This is a genomic window from Paenibacillus periandrae (genome assembly GCF_022458865.1).
Lineage (GTDB): Bacteria > Bacillota > Bacilli > Paenibacillales > NBRC-103111 > Paenibacillus_S > Paenibacillus_S periandrae.
In genome coordinates, this window is record NZ_JAJNMU010000020.1 from 163,621 (window position 1) to 179,587 (window position 15,967).

A 15,967-nucleotide genomic window follows, 5' to 3' on the forward strand; every position below is an offset into this window, starting at 1 on the left:
ACTGGGATCAATAAATCCTTATTCCATTAATCGCTTACGTAGATTACGACCCGAAACGCCAAAAACATCGCTAATGACCGTTCCGAGTTTAATGTTGGCGCATTCCAGAACCTTTTGAAGCCTGTTCCTCTTTGCTGTCAGTTCGCCAACTTGCTTTTTACGTAGATGCGTAAGCTCGCGGAGTTCGCGAAGGTCTGCCTGAGGGACAAAGCTCGGCTCGATTAAACCGTGACGAAGCAGTTTGGCAATCCATTCAGCATCGGACACATCGGTCTTGCGTCCCGGTACCGTGAGTCTTGCAGTAAGCGAGAGAGCTGACGGCAATAATGGTGGAGGCATTTGTGATTACATTGCCGGCAGTACAGAAAACCTTGAGCTGTGCATCATTACTGCTTCGGTTAATGCATTGGTGCTTACCGCATCTCCTGCGGACAATTTCATTCCTGCATCCGAAGGAGATATTTGAAGGCCGATCTGACACAAGCCAATGGTAGGGAATCCGCCTCGTTCACGGATCGAGCCGATATAGCTCGTTATGCAGAGGGTGTGACATTCAATTATCCCAGACATGTGTTATTAACGGGTTGGAAGGTGGACAATTTGCGCCTAAGGAGCAAGGCACTCGAGTCCAAGCTAACGCCATCATATATTGCATTATGAAAGGAACAGAATTTTAAACAGTCATGCCAAGCGCAATGAAGCGATCAGACTATCTTGTCAGCTTCACGACTCTTGGCAAATTCTATAGCGGGGATGGAAAACCACATTCAGAAAGAGGCTCACTCGCAAGTTATCATGTCGACTGGTCGAGTAAGTAAGCGTACTTTCAAGATGGCCGATCAAATCTACCGAAACCGTGAGAACCGCGCGTACTGCAAGGAGCGTGGAATTCGGCTCAGCGGACCTCCGCTCGGACGACCTTCAAAACAAGCAGACACGGCAGAGATGAAACGAATCGCCAAGCTGGATGCAGGCGAACGCAATGCGATCGAGGGCAAGTTTGGCGAAGGAAAACGAAAATATGGACTAAATCGAATCCGGGCGCGACTCGAGCAAACGAGCGGGGCCGTCATCGCCCTGCAGTTCCTCGTGATGAACTTGGAACGCCGCTTGCGGCTTTTTTTCGTCTTCATTCTCAATGTGTTGCTGAATCGTACCGTCTACAGACTCTTTGCTCTGTAATGTTTCGTTCAGCAAGCCCTAATTATGATGTGGAAAGTTCTTAAGAACGCAGCAGTTTTACTCGGTTTTTCTTATGCCTGCTCCGGTTGCCGAAGCAGGATTACAAGTTGTTTATTATGCGTCACCTACAGGCAGTGGAAGTACTTGTTCACTTGCAGCACCATGCTCCCTGACAGGAGCCAGGGACCGAAGAGGATCCATTACCCGCGGAAGCTTGCTCGCAACCACGCTGTTCCTTTATATGCGCAACGTAATTTAGAATCCTTGATCTATTTCTAGTGTGCTCCACTGAAACGTGGGAAATCATTCCAAAATTATATATTAATTTTTTACACCTCCATTTATATTTTAGAGTTTAATAGACTGCCTTTTTACTTTAATATCTAATTATTGAGACGCGTCAATACATAATAATTTTTTTGATATGAAAGGATGGATACTTTTGAAAAAAGGAATTGCTGTTCTCGTAACTAGTTTATCGATTGTAAGCGTTTTAGCAGGGTGTGGTTCAAATAACGCTACAAATGAAGCTTCACAGAAACCTAGTACAACACCTGCAGAATCCAAAAATACAGCGGTAAATACAGCAAATACAAAAAAAGTTCAATTAACTTTATGGCATTATTATGAAAAAGACATACAAGATCATGTTAAAAAATTTAACGAGTCACAGAATGAAGTTGAAGTCGCACCAAAGTTTGTCCCATTTAGTGATTTTAAGAAGCAGTTGACCATAGGGTTGTCTGCAGGAAATCTTCCAGACTTAGTTTTGATGGATAACCCGGATGTAGCGGCTTTTGCGGCCATGGGCCTTTTGGAGGATATTACCGATAAAGTCTCAACGTGGGCTGATAAAGACCAGTTCTTTGAAGGACCGATGAAATCCGGTACATATCAGGGTAAAAACTATGCTTTACCTTTCGTAAGCAATTGCCTCGCTATGTTTTATAATACTGAGCTCTTAGATAAAGCGGGTGTTAAGCCGCCGCAAACTTGGGATGAATTAAAGACTACTGCAAAGCTGCTTACCAAAGATGGAGTTTCTGGTTTTGCTACTTCCCTTGCAAAAGGTGAAGAAGGTACATTTAATTTCTATCCCTGGTTGATGACTGCAGGTGGAGATCCAAACAAACTGGATAGTGCAGAAGCAGTAAATGCAGTTAATTTGCTTTCCGGCTTGATAAAGGAAGGATCGATGAGTAGGGAAGTCATTAATGTGGGTATGTCTGATATTGAAAAACAATTCGCGGCAGGTAAGGTTGCCATGATGATTAATGGGCCTTGGCAGACTTCGTCTATCCAAAAAGATAACCCAAATCTTAAGTTTAATATAGCTTTAATCCCTAAAGGGCAAAAAGGCGGATCTGTTCTAGGCGGAGAAGATATTGGCATAGTAAAGGGTAAGAATGCAGATGCTGCATGGAAGTTCCTTTCATGGGCAGGCAGTGCAGATGCAATAAGGACATATACTAAGGCTTCCGGTGCTTTCCCTCCAAGAAAAGACGTTGCAGCTGACAAAACTTATACGGATGACCCTTCCCTCAAGGTTTGGATGGAACAGATGCAGTTTGCTATGCCTAGAGGACCTCATCCCAAATGGCCTGAGTTGTCAACAGCATTATCAGCTTCAGTTCAGGCAGTCGTTACAGGTACGAAATCAACTGAGAATGCGCTAAAAGAAGCACAAGCTACAGTGGATAAGTTGATGAAATAAATCAGAAGGAAAATTGAGCTGTATTATGAGAGTGTATGGTATGACTATATACTCTCTTTTATTAATAAAAGGTGGTTAATCTTATGAGAGTGATAAGTAAATTATTTCGAGGAGATAATATTGGTTTTATCTTTGTGTTACCTGCTACTATCTTTATGTTGGTATTTACTGGATACCCAATAATCAATAACATTGTCATGAGTTTTCAAGATGTCAATGTAATGACAGTAAACCTACCTCATAAAGAATTTATAGGAATGGCCAATTACATTGGCCTTATAAAAGATTCAATTTTGAGAGTGTCACTTTTGAATACGTTATATTATACAGTCGCTAGTATATGTATTCAGTTTATTTTTGGTTTTTTGCTAGCTCTATTTTTTTATAAAAATTTTGGACTTTCGAAAAATATCAGAGGTTTGATCCTCATACCATGGATGATTCCTGCTACGATCACTGCACTTATATTTAAGTATATGTTCAGTGCTACAGGCGGAATTATAGATCAAATTCTAATGAACCTGCATATCACCAGCCAGCCTGTAGAATGGCTGACACACCCAACAAGTGCAATGTGGTCGTTAATAATTACAAACTCATGGATCGGTATTCCCTTTACAATGATCATGCTTTTAACCGGTTTAACTACTATTCCTAACGAAATCTATGAAAGTACGGATATTGATGGAGCAAACTGGTGGAATAAGCTGATACATATTACTCTTCCGATGATAAAGCCAGCGATCGAAGCTGTCCTAATCTTGGGATTCATTGCAACATTTAAGGTGTTCGATTTAGTCTATGTTATGACAAAAGGAGGGCCTGTTGATTCAACAGAAACTCTCTCGACACTTTCCTACAGATTATCTTTTACAGAGTTTAATTTCAGCACAGGTGCTGCGGTTGCTAATATTCTTTTTGTGATCTTATTTTTAGTCAGTTTGGGTTATTTAAAGCTGATCAAGGAAGACGAGGTAATGTAAGAATGAATGAAATAAAAAGCAACAAGGAAAATACCATATTCAATATATCTGCAATTATCTTGTGTATCATTTTTCTTTTCCCTCTATATTGGATGATTAGTTCGTCTCTTAAGAACGAATTGGAAATATTTAAGACGCCTATTTCCTATATTCCTCATGAAATAACATTCAATGCATATTCTGAACAAGTAAGAGATGATTACAACATTTTCAGAAACTTCTCAAACAGTATTATTATTTCTCTGAGTTCGACGCTAATATCAGTCGCTTTAAGCATTCCGGCAGCATATGCCTTAGCACGATTCAAATTCAAAGGAAGAAAGCTGTTCATTCTGTCCTTTTTAATTACCCAAATGCTGCCGACATCCCTCATACTGACTCCGCTATTTATCATTTTTAAAAGTTTGAATCTTTACAATACTTATATGGCACCTGCCATAGCTGATGCTACAATTGCAATACCTTTTTCTGTACTGATCCTGAGGACATATTTTATTACAATTCCTAAGGAATTGGACGATGCTTCAAGAATCGATGGCTGTAATTCGTTCACATCCTTCATAAGGATAATGGTTCCAATGGCCCTTCCAGGCGTAATTGTAAGTATTGTATTTTCTCTATTATTTGCATGGTCAGATTTGATTTTTGCATTAACATTCATTAATAACCAAGATATGTGGCCGGTGACTTCCGGAGTTTTTAATTTTATGCAGCGCTATGGAACCCAATGGAATAATGTTATGGCTTTTGGTGTTGTTTCAGTAATACCTGTTATTCTCCTATTTGTTTTCTTGCAGAGATATATTATTAGTGGGTTGACTAACGGCGCTGTGAAGGGTTGATGATATCGTGATGGATGATTTCTGTACTACACAGGGGTCATCTTTTTTATTCTCTATTCGTAAGTAAACGATTATTGTAATCGAGTAAAAATTTCTTAAAAATTTACACCTGTATTAAATTATTTGAGTAGTACAAGGAAATATCCACATTTATAATGAAAGTGCTTACAAAATTAAATTAATAGGAGGTAAAAATTATGAAGACCGCTAGAAGAGTTACTTTACTATCGTTTGTTTTAATGTCATTGTTAGTATGCCTTGTTACCAGTACGTATGCTTTTGGTCCGGTAACAGTATTTTCTAGCACATCGACAAAAAGTGCAAGTTATGCTCGTGCTCTAATGCTCCAGTACAGTGGTGCTAACAATGGAAAGATGTATGCAACGCATGAAGTATGGACGGAGAATCAAACTCCACATCCAGCCGGACCAGCTTTTCCGATTTATGAAAGCACAAATGGAGGACAAACATGGAGCAAAATTGCAGATGTTGCCGACGTACATTCAGGTGAGGGGCTAAGGGAACAGGGATTTCTATTCGAACTTCCGCAGCAGGTAGGAAATATGCCGGCAGGAACTATGCTACTAGCTGTCAATGCATTTCCAGCTGAAGAGCTAATACATAATATTGAGCTCTATAAAAGCAATGATCTAGGCAGAAGTTGGACTTATGTATCTACTATAGCAACAGGGGGGGCATATGGAGGAGGTATGAATTGGCAAAGTCAGGGAATATGGGAGCCCTTCCTGTTAGTTGCAAACAATAAGCTTATTTGCTATTATGCGGATGAACAGGATCCTAATAATAACCAAATGGTAGTCCATAGGACCTCAGCAAATGGGATCGATTGGAGCAATACGAAAGCAGATGTAGCACTGGGTGAATTAAGGCCAGGTATGCCTACTGTTACAAAAATGGGCAATGGAAAGTATATGCTTGTTTATGAAATGGTTAATTTTCAAGAAGATCAAATTCACTATAAAATATCCTCGGATCCCGAGAATTGGGGAAACGCTTCAGATCCAGGAATTAAGGTGAATTATTATCAGGGGCAAACTCCGGGCTCACAACCATATGTAACTTGGGTTCCTGGTGGAAGTCCAAATGGAACTGTTATTATTTCTGGCGGACGTTCTGATAAAATATTCTTAAATTATAATTATGGTCAGGGTCATTGGACGGTTCAAGACTGTGTTATTCCTACAGGATACAGTAGAGCTTTAATTCCTATGGGAGACTCAACAATAGGTATCATTGCTTCAGTTAAGAATTCTTCAGGTAAAAGTGATGTTAAATTTGGGACCACTGACATTCTTGCCTCCAACAACATGTATAATGGAAATCTTTTTATGTTGGTCAATAAAAATGGAAAATCAATGGATTTGATAGCTGGAAACCAAGCGGAAGGCGCGATTGTTAACCAATGGTCATATGACTATAATGGATCCAATCAGAGATGGTCTATTATTCCCACAGGAGACGGACATTTTAGGATTGTTAATGTAGTAAGCGGCAAAAGTGCTACCATTCAAGGGAATTCGCTTACAAACGGAGCTCAGCTTGTTAGTTCTTCTTATCAAGAAGGAAATACATCTCAGCAATGGGACCTTGTCGATGCTGGGAATGGATGGTTTAAGATTGTTAATGTGAGAAGCGGTAAATTCCTTGATGTGGATCAAAATTCTATAGTGGACAATGCCAAAATGCAACAGTGGGATTGGACAGGTGTAAACGGTCAGTATTGGAGACTACAACCCCAAGGTGATTATTATTTACAGGCGAAACACAGCGGTAAATATTTAAATGGCGGTGGTGCTGGTACTGCGAATGATACTCCGGTAATTCAATGGTCTTTTGAGACTAGTAATTGGTTCAAATGGCGTTTCGAAAGCGTTGAAGACGGGTGGTACAAGGTAACCTACTTGAATGCTCCTTCTAAGGTAATCGATGTGGCTGATGTCTCAATGGACGCAGGTCATAGAACCCATCTGTGGGATTACCTAAACGGAGACAACCAAAAAGTAAGACTTGTTCCACAGCAAGATGGAAGCTTCAAGATGTACTTTAAGCATTCGGGAATGGCATGGGATATTGAAGGGGTTTCTTTGAATAATTCAGCTAAATTAACTCAGTATACCGAAGCGAGCGGCGATAACCAAAGATTCTATTTGGAGAAAATCAACTAAAGGCTTACCTCGACGAAGATAAGGGACTATGTGCATAACTCTATTATGTACATAGTCTTATTTAAGAAAATATACGTAAAAACTGGGTGCAATGTATGGATACGGAGTCTAAAAAAGTAACTAAGTTATTTGGAATATTTATGAATAGGGGATTGTTTAAGTCAACCAATCACAAAATGAGTTTAAAAGTCAGACTCATTTTTTCTTTTCTTTTTGCGGCTATAATTCCTTTAATGCTTGTACAATTTGTCTTCTATTTGAACACGACACTAACCATGCAGAATAATGTGGATGATCTGTTGAAGATTAATCTGCTGCAGACTGCTAAAAATGTAGACATGACAATTGAATCATATAATGATTTATTACTACAAATATTATCAGATAACGAAATTGTTGAACTGACGAAAAAGTTGAACAAGGGTTCCGCTGATGAACAAGTTTCCGCTTTTGGAACGCTTCGGGAAAAGCTTGGTACTTTGGCCAATTCAAAAGAAGGAATATCGGGTATCTCGATCTTATGTCCAAATGGACTGGTTGTTAGCTATGACAAAGTTACAGGTTTGGCGACTCAGCACTTTTGGATTAAATATAATGACATAACAAAAACGGATTTTTACTTGGAAGCAGAAAAAACAGACCACACAGTACTGATTCCAACCTCATTTGCAGATCAGTACGAAGATAAGGCACTTTATTTATTTCATATGGCAAAAAGAATGTTTGATATAGAAAGACTAGATAAAACTACTCTTGGTGTCATTGTTATAAGTTTAAAAGAACAGCTTTTATCGGATGCGTTCAATGGGGTCTACGGTACCCTAGAAAATGTTAAACAGAAAAATGGGTTCAATTTTATAGTCGATCAAAATCAAAAGATCATTTCTTTCCCTGAAAAGGCTTACATTGGTGGGCATGAAGAAGAATTTCTAACAGGAAATTCAATGAGCTTTACAAGGGATATGGGTATGTTAAACGGTTGGATTAAGGATTTAAGTCAGAAGCCTGTTTTGATTAATAAGTATGAAGATAGGAATCTAGGGTGGACCTTCATAAATATTACAGATAAGGATAGGATGTTTTCTGAAGTTTACTCACTTCAACGGATTTTTAACTTAATTGGTTTAGCTGCAATACTTATTTCAATTACTTTGGTTATTTATTTTTCAGGAAGATTTTCAAAGTCTGTAAGGAAAATCGTACAAGCCATGACAACAGCCAAAAGCGGGGAACTAAATGTACATGTTGATCTTAATACCAAGGATGAAATATCTATTATTGCAAAAACTTTTAATAGTATGATGGTGCAGATAAATAAATTGATCGAAGATGTAAAGCGAGCGGCTAAAAATCAAAAAGACGCCGAAATAAAGGCGCTTGAAGCTCAAATAAATCCACATTTTCTGTATAACACATTAGATACTATAAACTGGGTAGCAATAGAAAATGAGCAATATAAAATAAGTAATATGCTTAAGAATCTTGCGCAGATCTTGAGGTATAGCATCAATCAAAGCAATGAAATTGTCACTTTTAAACAAGAAGTTGAATGGCTAAGACAATACATCTATCTGCAGCAGATACGCTTCGACTATTCCTTCCATTGTGAAGTGGAAATTGATGAAAATGTGCTGGGTTGTAAAATCCATAAACTATTAATACAACCGCTTATTGAGAATGCGATTATTCACGGACTTGACGGATACAGCTCTGGGGGATTAATTAACGTAAGCGCAAAAATATGTGAAGTTAATAATATCGTAATATCAATTAAAGATAATGGAAGAGGAATAGCTGAGTCAAAACTTGCAGATCTTTTAATAGAAGATGGGAATGAATCAATTAGTACTGGTAGAGGTTTTGGTGTGAAAAACGTATTTAATCGATTGAGACTTTATTATGGTGAAGAATGCAAATGGAATATTATAAGTGAACCGGGTCAGGGAACAGAAATAGTAATAAAAATACCTAGACACCTTGAATAGATGATAAGGAGAGATTTATGAAAATAGTTGTGGTTGAGGACGAAATAAGGACCCGTAAAGGGATTGTTCAATTAATTAACCAAATAAGCACAGATTATCAGATTGTGGGGGAGGCAAGCAACGGGATTGAAGGAGAAAAAATAGTTGTGGAGAAAAAACCCGACCTCATCATTACTGACATCAAAATGCATGATATGAGTGGATTGGACATGTTGGATAGCCTAAAAAGGTATAATTTGAAGCATAAGGCAATTATATTAAGTGGGTATTCGGAATTTGAGTATGCAAAAAAAGCTATAAAAGTTGGTGTTTATGAATATTTGCTTAAGCCTTTTACTGTAGATGACCTTCAAAGAGTATTAAATGACATAGAAAAACTAATCAAGCTGGAAAAGTCACTTGAAGAAAGTAAAACATCAGAGTCTGTTTCTTTAGATTTTATTCTAAATAGCATATTTCTAGGAAGCGATCTTGACATTACAGGATTAGCTGGAAAAATGAAAACGGAATACGATCTGGATATAACAAAAAACTTTTGTGTTGGAGTCGTTTATCTGGATCGTTATAACGAAAATGCTTCAAAGAAAGTAATAGGATTGGTTGAAGAATATTTGAGAACGCATTTAGCAAAACAACATTATTTATATAAAATCAGTGTTGAAAATACTTATGTAATTATTTTACCTGATAATAGAAAAATAGATGATTTTAAAAGAGTCATACAGAATCAATTGCTTAAAGAAATCTATCAACCGCAGTCTGTAAACACGATCTTTGGATTTATTAAATGTGAGAATATCAACAACTTTACAAACAGTCTTTCTACTTTAAAGAGAGAGTTACAATGGTCAATTGTACTTGGGGAAGATGTGCTGATCGACCATGATAAAATTAAACAGATCGTTACCAAGATAGTCAAATATCCTATTGTGATAGAACGCAGGATGATATTGGCTGTCCACTCATTGGATTTAGAAAAGATAGAAGCCTGTTGTTATGAGTTCCTGAAATGCTGGAGAAAAGACTTGTATCAACCGGATGATGTCATAAATGCATTTGTACAGTTTTCTTCTGCTATGATTAATACTGCAAAGAAAGTAAGCAGTGAATGGGAAAACAGCTTGAGTCTGAAAGAAACATATCAAAGAATGATAAATTCATTTACGTGGAAGGAATTAAGCGGTTCACTTATAGATTTGGTAGCAATAATGTCTTTATCAATCAAAACTCATAACAATGATTACAGTCTGGTTATAAAGAAAGCCCTAAACATTATTGATTTGCATCTGCATGAGAGAATAACACAAGTGGAAGTCGCAGATAAACTTAATGTGACCCCGGAATACTTGAGTATGCTTTTTGCAAAAGAGGTGGGGAGAAATTTCAATACTTACATAAAGGAGATAAAGATCAATAAGGCCAAGGAGTTATTGCTGAAAGGAGATATGAATACATTCACAATTTCCCAAAAGTTAGGGTTTACTGACTCCAAATACTTCTATAAGGTGTTCAAAGAAGTTACAGGTTTATCTACAAGTGATTATATTAAAATAAATAGAAATTAATTTGTTTAGTCTATTGGCAATGACCGATGATTTACATTAGATCCTGGGGACATTTTGAAGACGAAATTCAGAAGAAAGCTGCATATCGCTGCCGCGCAGAGCATGAAGGTGTTTTTAAAGAATGCAGTAACAGCAAGGGATCGCGGGTTGTAGCATGAAGTACCGTCACGTAGCGGGATATAATCCCGAATACGGTCCATGTGGAGTGCTGAGCGTTGCAAGTGAGGGAGTAATAGAATAGAGCCACATTCACCTAAATTTTTGCAATTTGTTAACTTCCTTCTGCACACTATCTACCCCAGCACGACCTGGATCTGCTTTTAACTCATTAAATGATATTTGTATGCTGCTGTCGCTGGGGGTTTCTTCTTCGTCAATCTCTAAATAAGAAATGCTATCAATCAGAGAGTCTGGCTGAGTTAGAGACGTGGAAGGCAGCTTTTGGTATGTCACTTGGAAGAAGGATTCTTCATATGTGTGAATGGCTGAACGGATCTAACGCTCAATGCGGTCCGGCGTTGAAGGCACGATTTTTAATTCATGGAATCGACGGTAAACGCGTTCCTTTAAATGCTCAAATTCATGAATCTTTTTAGCTCCTTTGATTTCATGTGTGCGGTTGGCAGACCGGCACTCATCTTATCATGAAGTTCAAAAGATGGACCACTCATAGCTATAAGCTTTCCTGAACCCCCAGTCGAACTGGGGGTTTTCTTATACAATAACAACAGGCTGCCGGCTTACGGCAGCCTGTTGAAGTAACGGGAGTTATGCTTAACAAGTTACTGTGATAAAATTAATACATTAATTGATCTAAGACTGTTGGTGATCTTTAAAAAGGAGTTTTATGAGAAAACTAAGAAAACACCTGTTGAATCTAGCGTTGGGTGAGTTAGTAGCTGCTTTTTCTTTTTTGGTTGTATTTAAACTTTATTTAGATTTGGGATTCGCGAGCTTGCTAGCGTTAGCATTCCTTGTGTTACAATTAATTCAAGGTGTGCTGTATTGGGTATTTAGATCTCAATCATTAGGTAATGAGAAATCATTGTTAATACGGAAAACCCTAATCGTGCTGAGAAGAACGAATCTTCTTTTGGCTGTGCTAGTAGTTATTTTATTGATAATGCTTGCACAGAATAAAAGAGACCTATTTCTTGGTATGTTAATTTATGTTTTTTCCGTGATAGAGTACATAAATTACTATTGGTATCGTTTAAGCTATGGGAAGTCGGGTTTCAATATCAAACTGCTTATCCAAGCTGGTTTAAAGCCTTCGAGTATTCATAAATTATTAAAAAGAAAGTAGTTCTCTAAACTATAGGATAATGAGAACTCATTGACAAAGGGCTGCCAACATAAGCGATAGCCTTTTCAACTAACGGTGAACTACAGCTCAATAAACAACTAAGACGCGGCTATCGTAATAATTCGGCAACCGCGTTATGCTAACTGGCAGTTATGCGTGGTGTTAGCAGATTGAAGACCAAACTTACTCGTTTACAAGTTTACTTTAGTGCGTTACTATATTAGATAACTAAAGTAAAACGAGGTGGTTAAATGAAGCCTTTTCGGATTGCAGTCCCAAAGGGGAATGTCAGCATATCGACATTATTCCGTCGGATGGGATACCGATTACCAGATGATTTTGATGAATCAAGAAAATATATAATTCCAGTTGATGGGACAAAGTTGGAATTTGTATTAGCAAAAGAAATTGATATCCCTACCTATGTAGAATATGGTGTTGCTGACGTGGGTATAGTTGGGAAAGATGTGTTATTAGAAGAAAAGCGTGATATATATGAATTACTTGACCTTGGAATCTCACTTGGAAGTATTTCAGTGATGGGGATGTCTAAAAAAGTAGTTTCTAACCCTAGAGTTGCTACAAACTATCCCAAAATTACTTCTAAGCATTTTAAGGAAAAAGGAATACAAGCAGAAATTGTTAAACTAAATGGCGGACTAGAACTAGCTCTCCTTTCTGGCTTAGTTGATTACATTGTTGAAGCAGCATACGAAGGTACATTTTCGAAGTTTAATTTCATTGAAATAGAGAAAGTATGTAATATTTCTTGTCGTCTTATTGCAAATATAGTAAGTTTTCATGTAAATAATAATCTTGTAGAAAAAATTTATGAAGACATATACCGTTATTCGTTACGCTAACGGGATCGATAGTGAAGTGACTATAACTGGAGCAGGTGCCGCGACGATCTGCTCCAGGTCATTGAAGTAACAGGCAGTTTAATTACAAAGACGAACAACAGGGTACTCCTCGAAGTAGAGTGCCTGCCACAATAGTGTTTTTGACTATATATTCCATATTATTACAAAAGTAAAAAATAATTAACTTAGTTTTTGCATACCTTAGAACCGTACAGCTTTAATGGATAGGGTATCCGAGATATTGGTTGTCGGATCGCCATTGACCAGTACTAGGTCAACACGCGCACCTTCGGCAATACGGCCACGATATTAAGACCGAACCGACGGCCCGGTTTCGAGGTAGCCAACTGAAGCGCTTCTATCGGAGTGAACCCTGCCGTAACCAGCAATTGCAATTCATGATGTACGCTGCTCCATCAGCAAGGCCGCCAAGATTCGGAACGGGAACGGGAACGGGGGCGACATCCGTCCCGACCAGAATACCCACACCGGCAAAGATCCGAAAGATCAACTTAGTAAGCAGAGTCCTTTATCAAATATTCCATTGGTTTGCATACCCTTAATCCGCTGATTGAACCACCGAATGCCGTGATGCCATGCTGGACAATACAAACACGGCAATGATAGCGATGAGTACGCCGAGTACCCCAAACCAGGTAATGGATGCTAAAGAAACACGGTTAACGATCAGCCCACCGATTCCTGCGCCGACAGCCATGGCAAGCTGCATCATGGAACTGTTCAAGCTCAGCATGACGCCCGAGGATTCAGGAACAAGCGAAACCAAGTTAAATTGCTGCGCGGGAGCGGATGACCAAGCGGCAAAAGACCAGAGGATCAAAATGGCGAATACGGCAATGACCGACTGTCCGACTAAGGATAGCAAAATCAACGAAATGACGTGAAGCACCATCCCTGAAACGAGCGTGTTTTTGATGCCTCGTTTATCCGCACTGTAGCCGCCGACTTTCGAGCCAATCAAACTGGCAATGCCGAACACGAACAGAGCTGCGCTAAGCAATGATTCATTTAAATGAGTCACCTCTAGCAGAAAAGGGGATAAGTAAGTATAGGCGAGGGAATATCCTCCCAACCAGAAAAAAGTAATCGCTAAAGCAACCAAAATCTGAGGTTTTTTTAACAAAGCAAATTGTTTGAACAAAGGGACAGGCTTGTCACCCTGCATACGTGGTATAACCGCAGCAATGACAAGCGTGGCCAAGCCCCCGACAATTGCGATGGCCAGAAATACTGCTTTCCAGCCAAAAGCCGAGGCTACCATTCTGCCGAGCGGGACGCCGATGATGAGCGATGCGGTAATGCCCATGGTGACGTTGGCGATGGCGCTGGCCTGCTTACCTGGCAGAGCGATTTTGGCGGCGATGCTGAGCGCGTTAACTGTGACCACCCCGGCGCCTAAAGCAGTAATGATTCTCGCGGCAATGAAGAAACCGAAGCCGGACAAAATAAATGTTAGCAGATTTGAGGCAATAAAGAGGCCCAGCGAATAAAGTAGGAGTTTTCGCCGGTCCATTTTGGCCGTTAGCGCCATCAAAATAGGCGTGCCGACCGCATAGGCCAGGGAATAAACCGTAATTAGCTGGCCTGCTGCCGCAACGCTTGTTCCCAGCGTCTCTGCGATTCGGTCTAATATCCCAGAAACGATGTAATTGGATGTTCCAACTAAAAAGCTGATCAAGGCTAGAACGTAAACTTTCCATGTGCTCTTCATAATTCACTCTCCTGATATGTTTTAATAACTATATTTTTGTCGATAACGAGAAACCGCCACGACTGCATGTTAGCAACTGAAGTAGCCAGCACGGGGCTTGCCGCAATTTTCGGTCAATTCCTCCCGCCAAATCTAGATCTCGGGATCATAGATCCGAACCGACTGGTGTTCTCGAATAATAAAAAAAGTTGGTACTCCCTCGTTTGTGACGGTTGTGAAACCGACATGGTTCTCTCCTCCTTTTGGAATAAACGGCATTCAACAATTTGTTTCAATACAACATTTGTTGTTTGAGCAACATTGTTGTATTTGTATGTTATAATAACAACCGAATGGTACGCAATCATCAGTAACCATAAACCGTTGTATAGACAACACCATTTCTATAATGTCGTTTTACTGGGGAGATCTTAACCATGACAATTAAAAAGAATGAAGCTGATCCTCGTGTGATACGTACACGTCGACTCCTTCAAGACGCTTTTGCTTCATTAATTCAAGAAAAAGACTTTGAATCGATAACCGTTAGGGATATTGCAGAGCGGGCTACTGTTAACAGAGCGACTTTTTATGCTCACTTTGTAGATAAATTCGAAATTCTTGAGGCCAGACTAATGGAATCGTTTATGACAATCATAAATCGTAGAATAAGCGGTCACGAAGTATTGAATGAAGAAACAATTCAGAGCATTTTTCTGGGAGTATGCGAATTTCACAAGGGTCTAAGCACTATGTGCAAAAGAAGAAATATATCGCTTGTACCTGTATTCGAAATTCAAATAAAGGAAAAAATTCAAACGATACTTCTTTCCTTTATAGACAAAGACAAGATTCTATCGACTCCAAACGCGCAATTCTTAATAAATACAGCTTCTATCATGTTAAGTTGGGGGATGTATGGGGCGGCTTACGTTTGGAACAATGAGGGGTGTCTAATAAGTGCGGAATCATTCGTTAAACAGTCTTTGCCCTTAGTGATGAACGGAGCCAAAGAACTGCTGGGATAGGTCCTTTCGCTATTGCTGTGCACTTACCGTTCAGATGAAACCATTAACTTGAATCACCGGTTGTTGTGTATCACAATGAATCATCCAGACGACCTGGCCCCAATCTCGTGATCATCCTACCCGATCGTCGACTTGCACAGCATCTTTGTCTTGCCAATTCTGGATATGACCATCTGGGTGGATTAGTACATCCACCCTTCAGATGTTCTATAAAAAGCCTGCTGAGCATTTTCATAGAGTCCAGAATGTCCACTCCTGCAGGATTGCGGTTAACCGAAGAAGTTTATCAAGGGCAATGGCATTCACCAGGAAAATATCGGATGGACGAAATTCGTTCTGATCAAGTTAGAATTCCTATTCGTTGGCTATCTGGTATAAATACGATACGAGCAGAAGTAATGAGTAAAGAGGGAATGTTTGGTTGGCGGCTTCGTTTAAAAATCGGTCTGTAGGAAGTAATAAGTTTACCGTAGTTAAGCGGGTAACGATAGTTTAATAAACAAAGTGGCTGCCGCTAGTACTGTCAATTTAGGAAAAAACCTCCTCTTCGGAATATTTCTCCATTTATATCCATTCGTTTGCACCTGGTGTCAGCTACGCTG

13 protein-coding genes and 2 pseudogenes are annotated in these 15,967 nt (G+C 39.2%); 11 read left to right on the plus strand and 4 right to left on the minus strand.

All coding sequences use genetic code 11. From position 1 onward, the window contains the following. Positions 1-18 precede the first annotated feature (18 nt). Together LRL21_RS30425 and LRL21_RS30430 are read right to left on the minus strand one after the other, a co-directional pair. Positions 19-339 carry an IS110 family transposase gene (locus LRL21_RS30425; protein ID WP_240419512.1) on the minus strand — a complete coding sequence of 107 codons (321 nt, stop codon included), beginning with the start codon at positions 337-339 and terminating at the stop codon, positions 19-21. 6 nt (positions 340-345) lie between these two features. After that, the gene (locus LRL21_RS30430) at positions 346-570 is read right to left on the minus strand and encodes a hypothetical protein (RefSeq protein ID WP_240419513.1); all 225 of its coding nucleotides are present in this window, start codon (positions 568-570) and stop codon (positions 346-348) included. A gap of 261 nt (positions 571-831) precedes the next feature. Between LRL21_RS30430 and LRL21_RS30435 the strand changes: the two are divergent. The 9 genes and pseudogenes from LRL21_RS30435 to hisG all read left to right on the plus strand — a co-directional run. Continuing rightward, positions 832-1,182, plus strand: a pseudogene (locus LRL21_RS30435) (transposase); the annotation flags it as partial. A gap of 442 nt (positions 1,183-1,624) precedes the next feature. Further along, the gene (locus LRL21_RS30440) at positions 1,625-2,896 is read left to right on the plus strand and encodes a sugar ABC transporter substrate-binding protein (RefSeq protein ID WP_240419514.1); all 1,272 of its coding nucleotides are present in this window, start codon (positions 1,625-1,627) and stop codon (positions 2,894-2,896) included. An 83-nt stretch (positions 2,897-2,979) separates the two neighbouring features. Continuing rightward, complete coding sequence (locus tag LRL21_RS30445) at positions 2,980-3,879, plus strand: carbohydrate ABC transporter permease (protein WP_240419515.1); 900 nt, start codon at positions 2,980-2,982, stop codon at positions 3,877-3,879. 2 nt (positions 3,880-3,881) lie between these two features. Further along, positions 3,882-4,721, plus strand: coding sequence for a carbohydrate ABC transporter permease (locus tag LRL21_RS30450; RefSeq protein WP_240419516.1), 840 nt, complete (start codon positions 3,882-3,884; stop codon positions 4,719-4,721). 197 nt (positions 4,722-4,918) lie between these two features. Further along, positions 4,919-6,907, plus strand: coding sequence for an RICIN domain-containing protein (locus LRL21_RS30455; protein ID WP_240419517.1), 1,989 nt, complete (start codon positions 4,919-4,921; stop codon positions 6,905-6,907). Positions 6,908-7,002: 95 nt separating this feature from the next. Then, on the plus strand, positions 7,003-8,892 hold the full coding sequence (locus tag LRL21_RS30460; protein WP_240419518.1) for a cache domain-containing sensor histidine kinase: 1,890 nt from the start codon (positions 7,003-7,005) through the stop codon (positions 8,890-8,892). A 17-nt stretch (positions 8,893-8,909) separates the two neighbouring features. Then, positions 8,910-10,457 carry a response regulator transcription factor gene (locus tag LRL21_RS30465; RefSeq protein WP_240419519.1) on the plus strand — a complete coding sequence of 516 codons (1,548 nt, stop codon included), beginning with the start codon at positions 8,910-8,912 and terminating at the stop codon, positions 10,455-10,457. Positions 10,458-11,304: 847 nt separating this feature from the next. After that, a complete protein-coding gene (locus tag LRL21_RS30470) occupies positions 11,305-11,763 on the plus strand; it encodes a hypothetical protein (RefSeq protein ID WP_240419520.1) in 459 nt (152 codons plus the stop codon). Positions 11,764-12,014: 251 nt separating this feature from the next. After that, positions 12,015-12,626, plus strand: coding sequence for an ATP phosphoribosyltransferase (gene hisG, locus LRL21_RS30475; RefSeq protein ID WP_240419521.1), 612 nt, complete (start codon positions 12,015-12,017; stop codon positions 12,624-12,626). A gap of 201 nt (positions 12,627-12,827) precedes the next feature. Here hisG and LRL21_RS46420 read toward each other — a convergent pair. Both LRL21_RS46420 and LRL21_RS30480 read right to left on the minus strand, forming a co-directional pair. Next, positions 12,828-13,119, minus strand: a pseudogene (locus LRL21_RS46420) (amidohydrolase family protein); the annotation flags it as partial. A 66-nt stretch (positions 13,120-13,185) separates the two neighbouring features. After that, positions 13,186-14,358, minus strand: coding sequence for an MFS transporter (locus LRL21_RS30480; protein WP_240419523.1), 1,173 nt, complete (start codon positions 14,356-14,358; stop codon positions 13,186-13,188). Between the two features lie 416 nt (positions 14,359-14,774). Between LRL21_RS30480 and LRL21_RS30485 the strand changes: the two genes are divergently transcribed. Then, positions 14,775-15,365 carry a TetR/AcrR family transcriptional regulator gene (locus tag LRL21_RS30485; protein WP_240419524.1) on the plus strand — a complete coding sequence of 197 codons (591 nt, stop codon included), beginning with the start codon at positions 14,775-14,777 and terminating at the stop codon, positions 15,363-15,365. A 245-nt stretch (positions 15,366-15,610) separates the two neighbouring features. After that, positions 15,611-15,817 (plus strand): hypothetical protein, encoded by a 207-nt coding sequence (locus LRL21_RS30490; protein WP_240419525.1) that lies wholly within the window; start codon positions 15,611-15,613, stop codon positions 15,815-15,817. The last annotated feature ends 150 nt before the right edge of the window (positions 15,818-15,967 follow it).

Excerpts from the sequence above, each read along its gene's own strand:
- LRL21_RS30425 (WP_240419512.1), bottom strand. The coding sequence starts at position 339 with ATGCCTCCACCATTATTGCCGTCAGCTCTCTCGCTTACTGCAAGACTC.
- LRL21_RS30430 (WP_240419513.1), bottom strand. The coding sequence starts at position 570 with ATGTCTGGGATAATTGAATGTCACACCCTCTGCATAACGAGCTATATC.
- LRL21_RS30445 (WP_240419515.1), top strand. The coding sequence starts at position 2,980 with ATGAGAGTGATAAGTAAATTATTTCGAGGAGATAATATTGGTTTTATC.
- LRL21_RS30450 (WP_240419516.1), top strand. The coding sequence starts at position 3,882 with ATGAATGAAATAAAAAGCAACAAGGAAAATACCATATTCAATATATCT.
- LRL21_RS30455 (WP_240419517.1), top strand. The coding sequence starts at position 4,919 with ATGAAGACCGCTAGAAGAGTTACTTTACTATCGTTTGTTTTAATGTCA.
- LRL21_RS30460 (WP_240419518.1), top strand. The coding sequence starts at position 7,003 with ATGGATACGGAGTCTAAAAAAGTAACTAAGTTATTTGGAATATTTATG.
- LRL21_RS30465 (WP_240419519.1), top strand. The coding sequence starts at position 8,910 with ATGAAAATAGTTGTGGTTGAGGACGAAATAAGGACCCGTAAAGGGATT.
- LRL21_RS30470 (WP_240419520.1), top strand. The coding sequence starts at position 11,305 with ATGAGAAAACTAAGAAAACACCTGTTGAATCTAGCGTTGGGTGAGTTA.
- hisG (WP_240419521.1), top strand. The coding sequence starts at position 12,015 with ATGAAGCCTTTTCGGATTGCAGTCCCAAAGGGGAATGTCAGCATATCG.
- LRL21_RS30480 (WP_240419523.1), bottom strand. The coding sequence starts at position 14,358 with ATGAAGAGCACATGGAAAGTTTACGTTCTAGCCTTGATCAGCTTTTTA.
- LRL21_RS30485 (WP_240419524.1), top strand. The coding sequence starts at position 14,775 with ATGACAATTAAAAAGAATGAAGCTGATCCTCGTGTGATACGTACACGT.
- LRL21_RS30490 (WP_240419525.1), top strand. The coding sequence starts at position 15,611 with ATGTCCACTCCTGCAGGATTGCGGTTAACCGAAGAAGTTTATCAAGGG.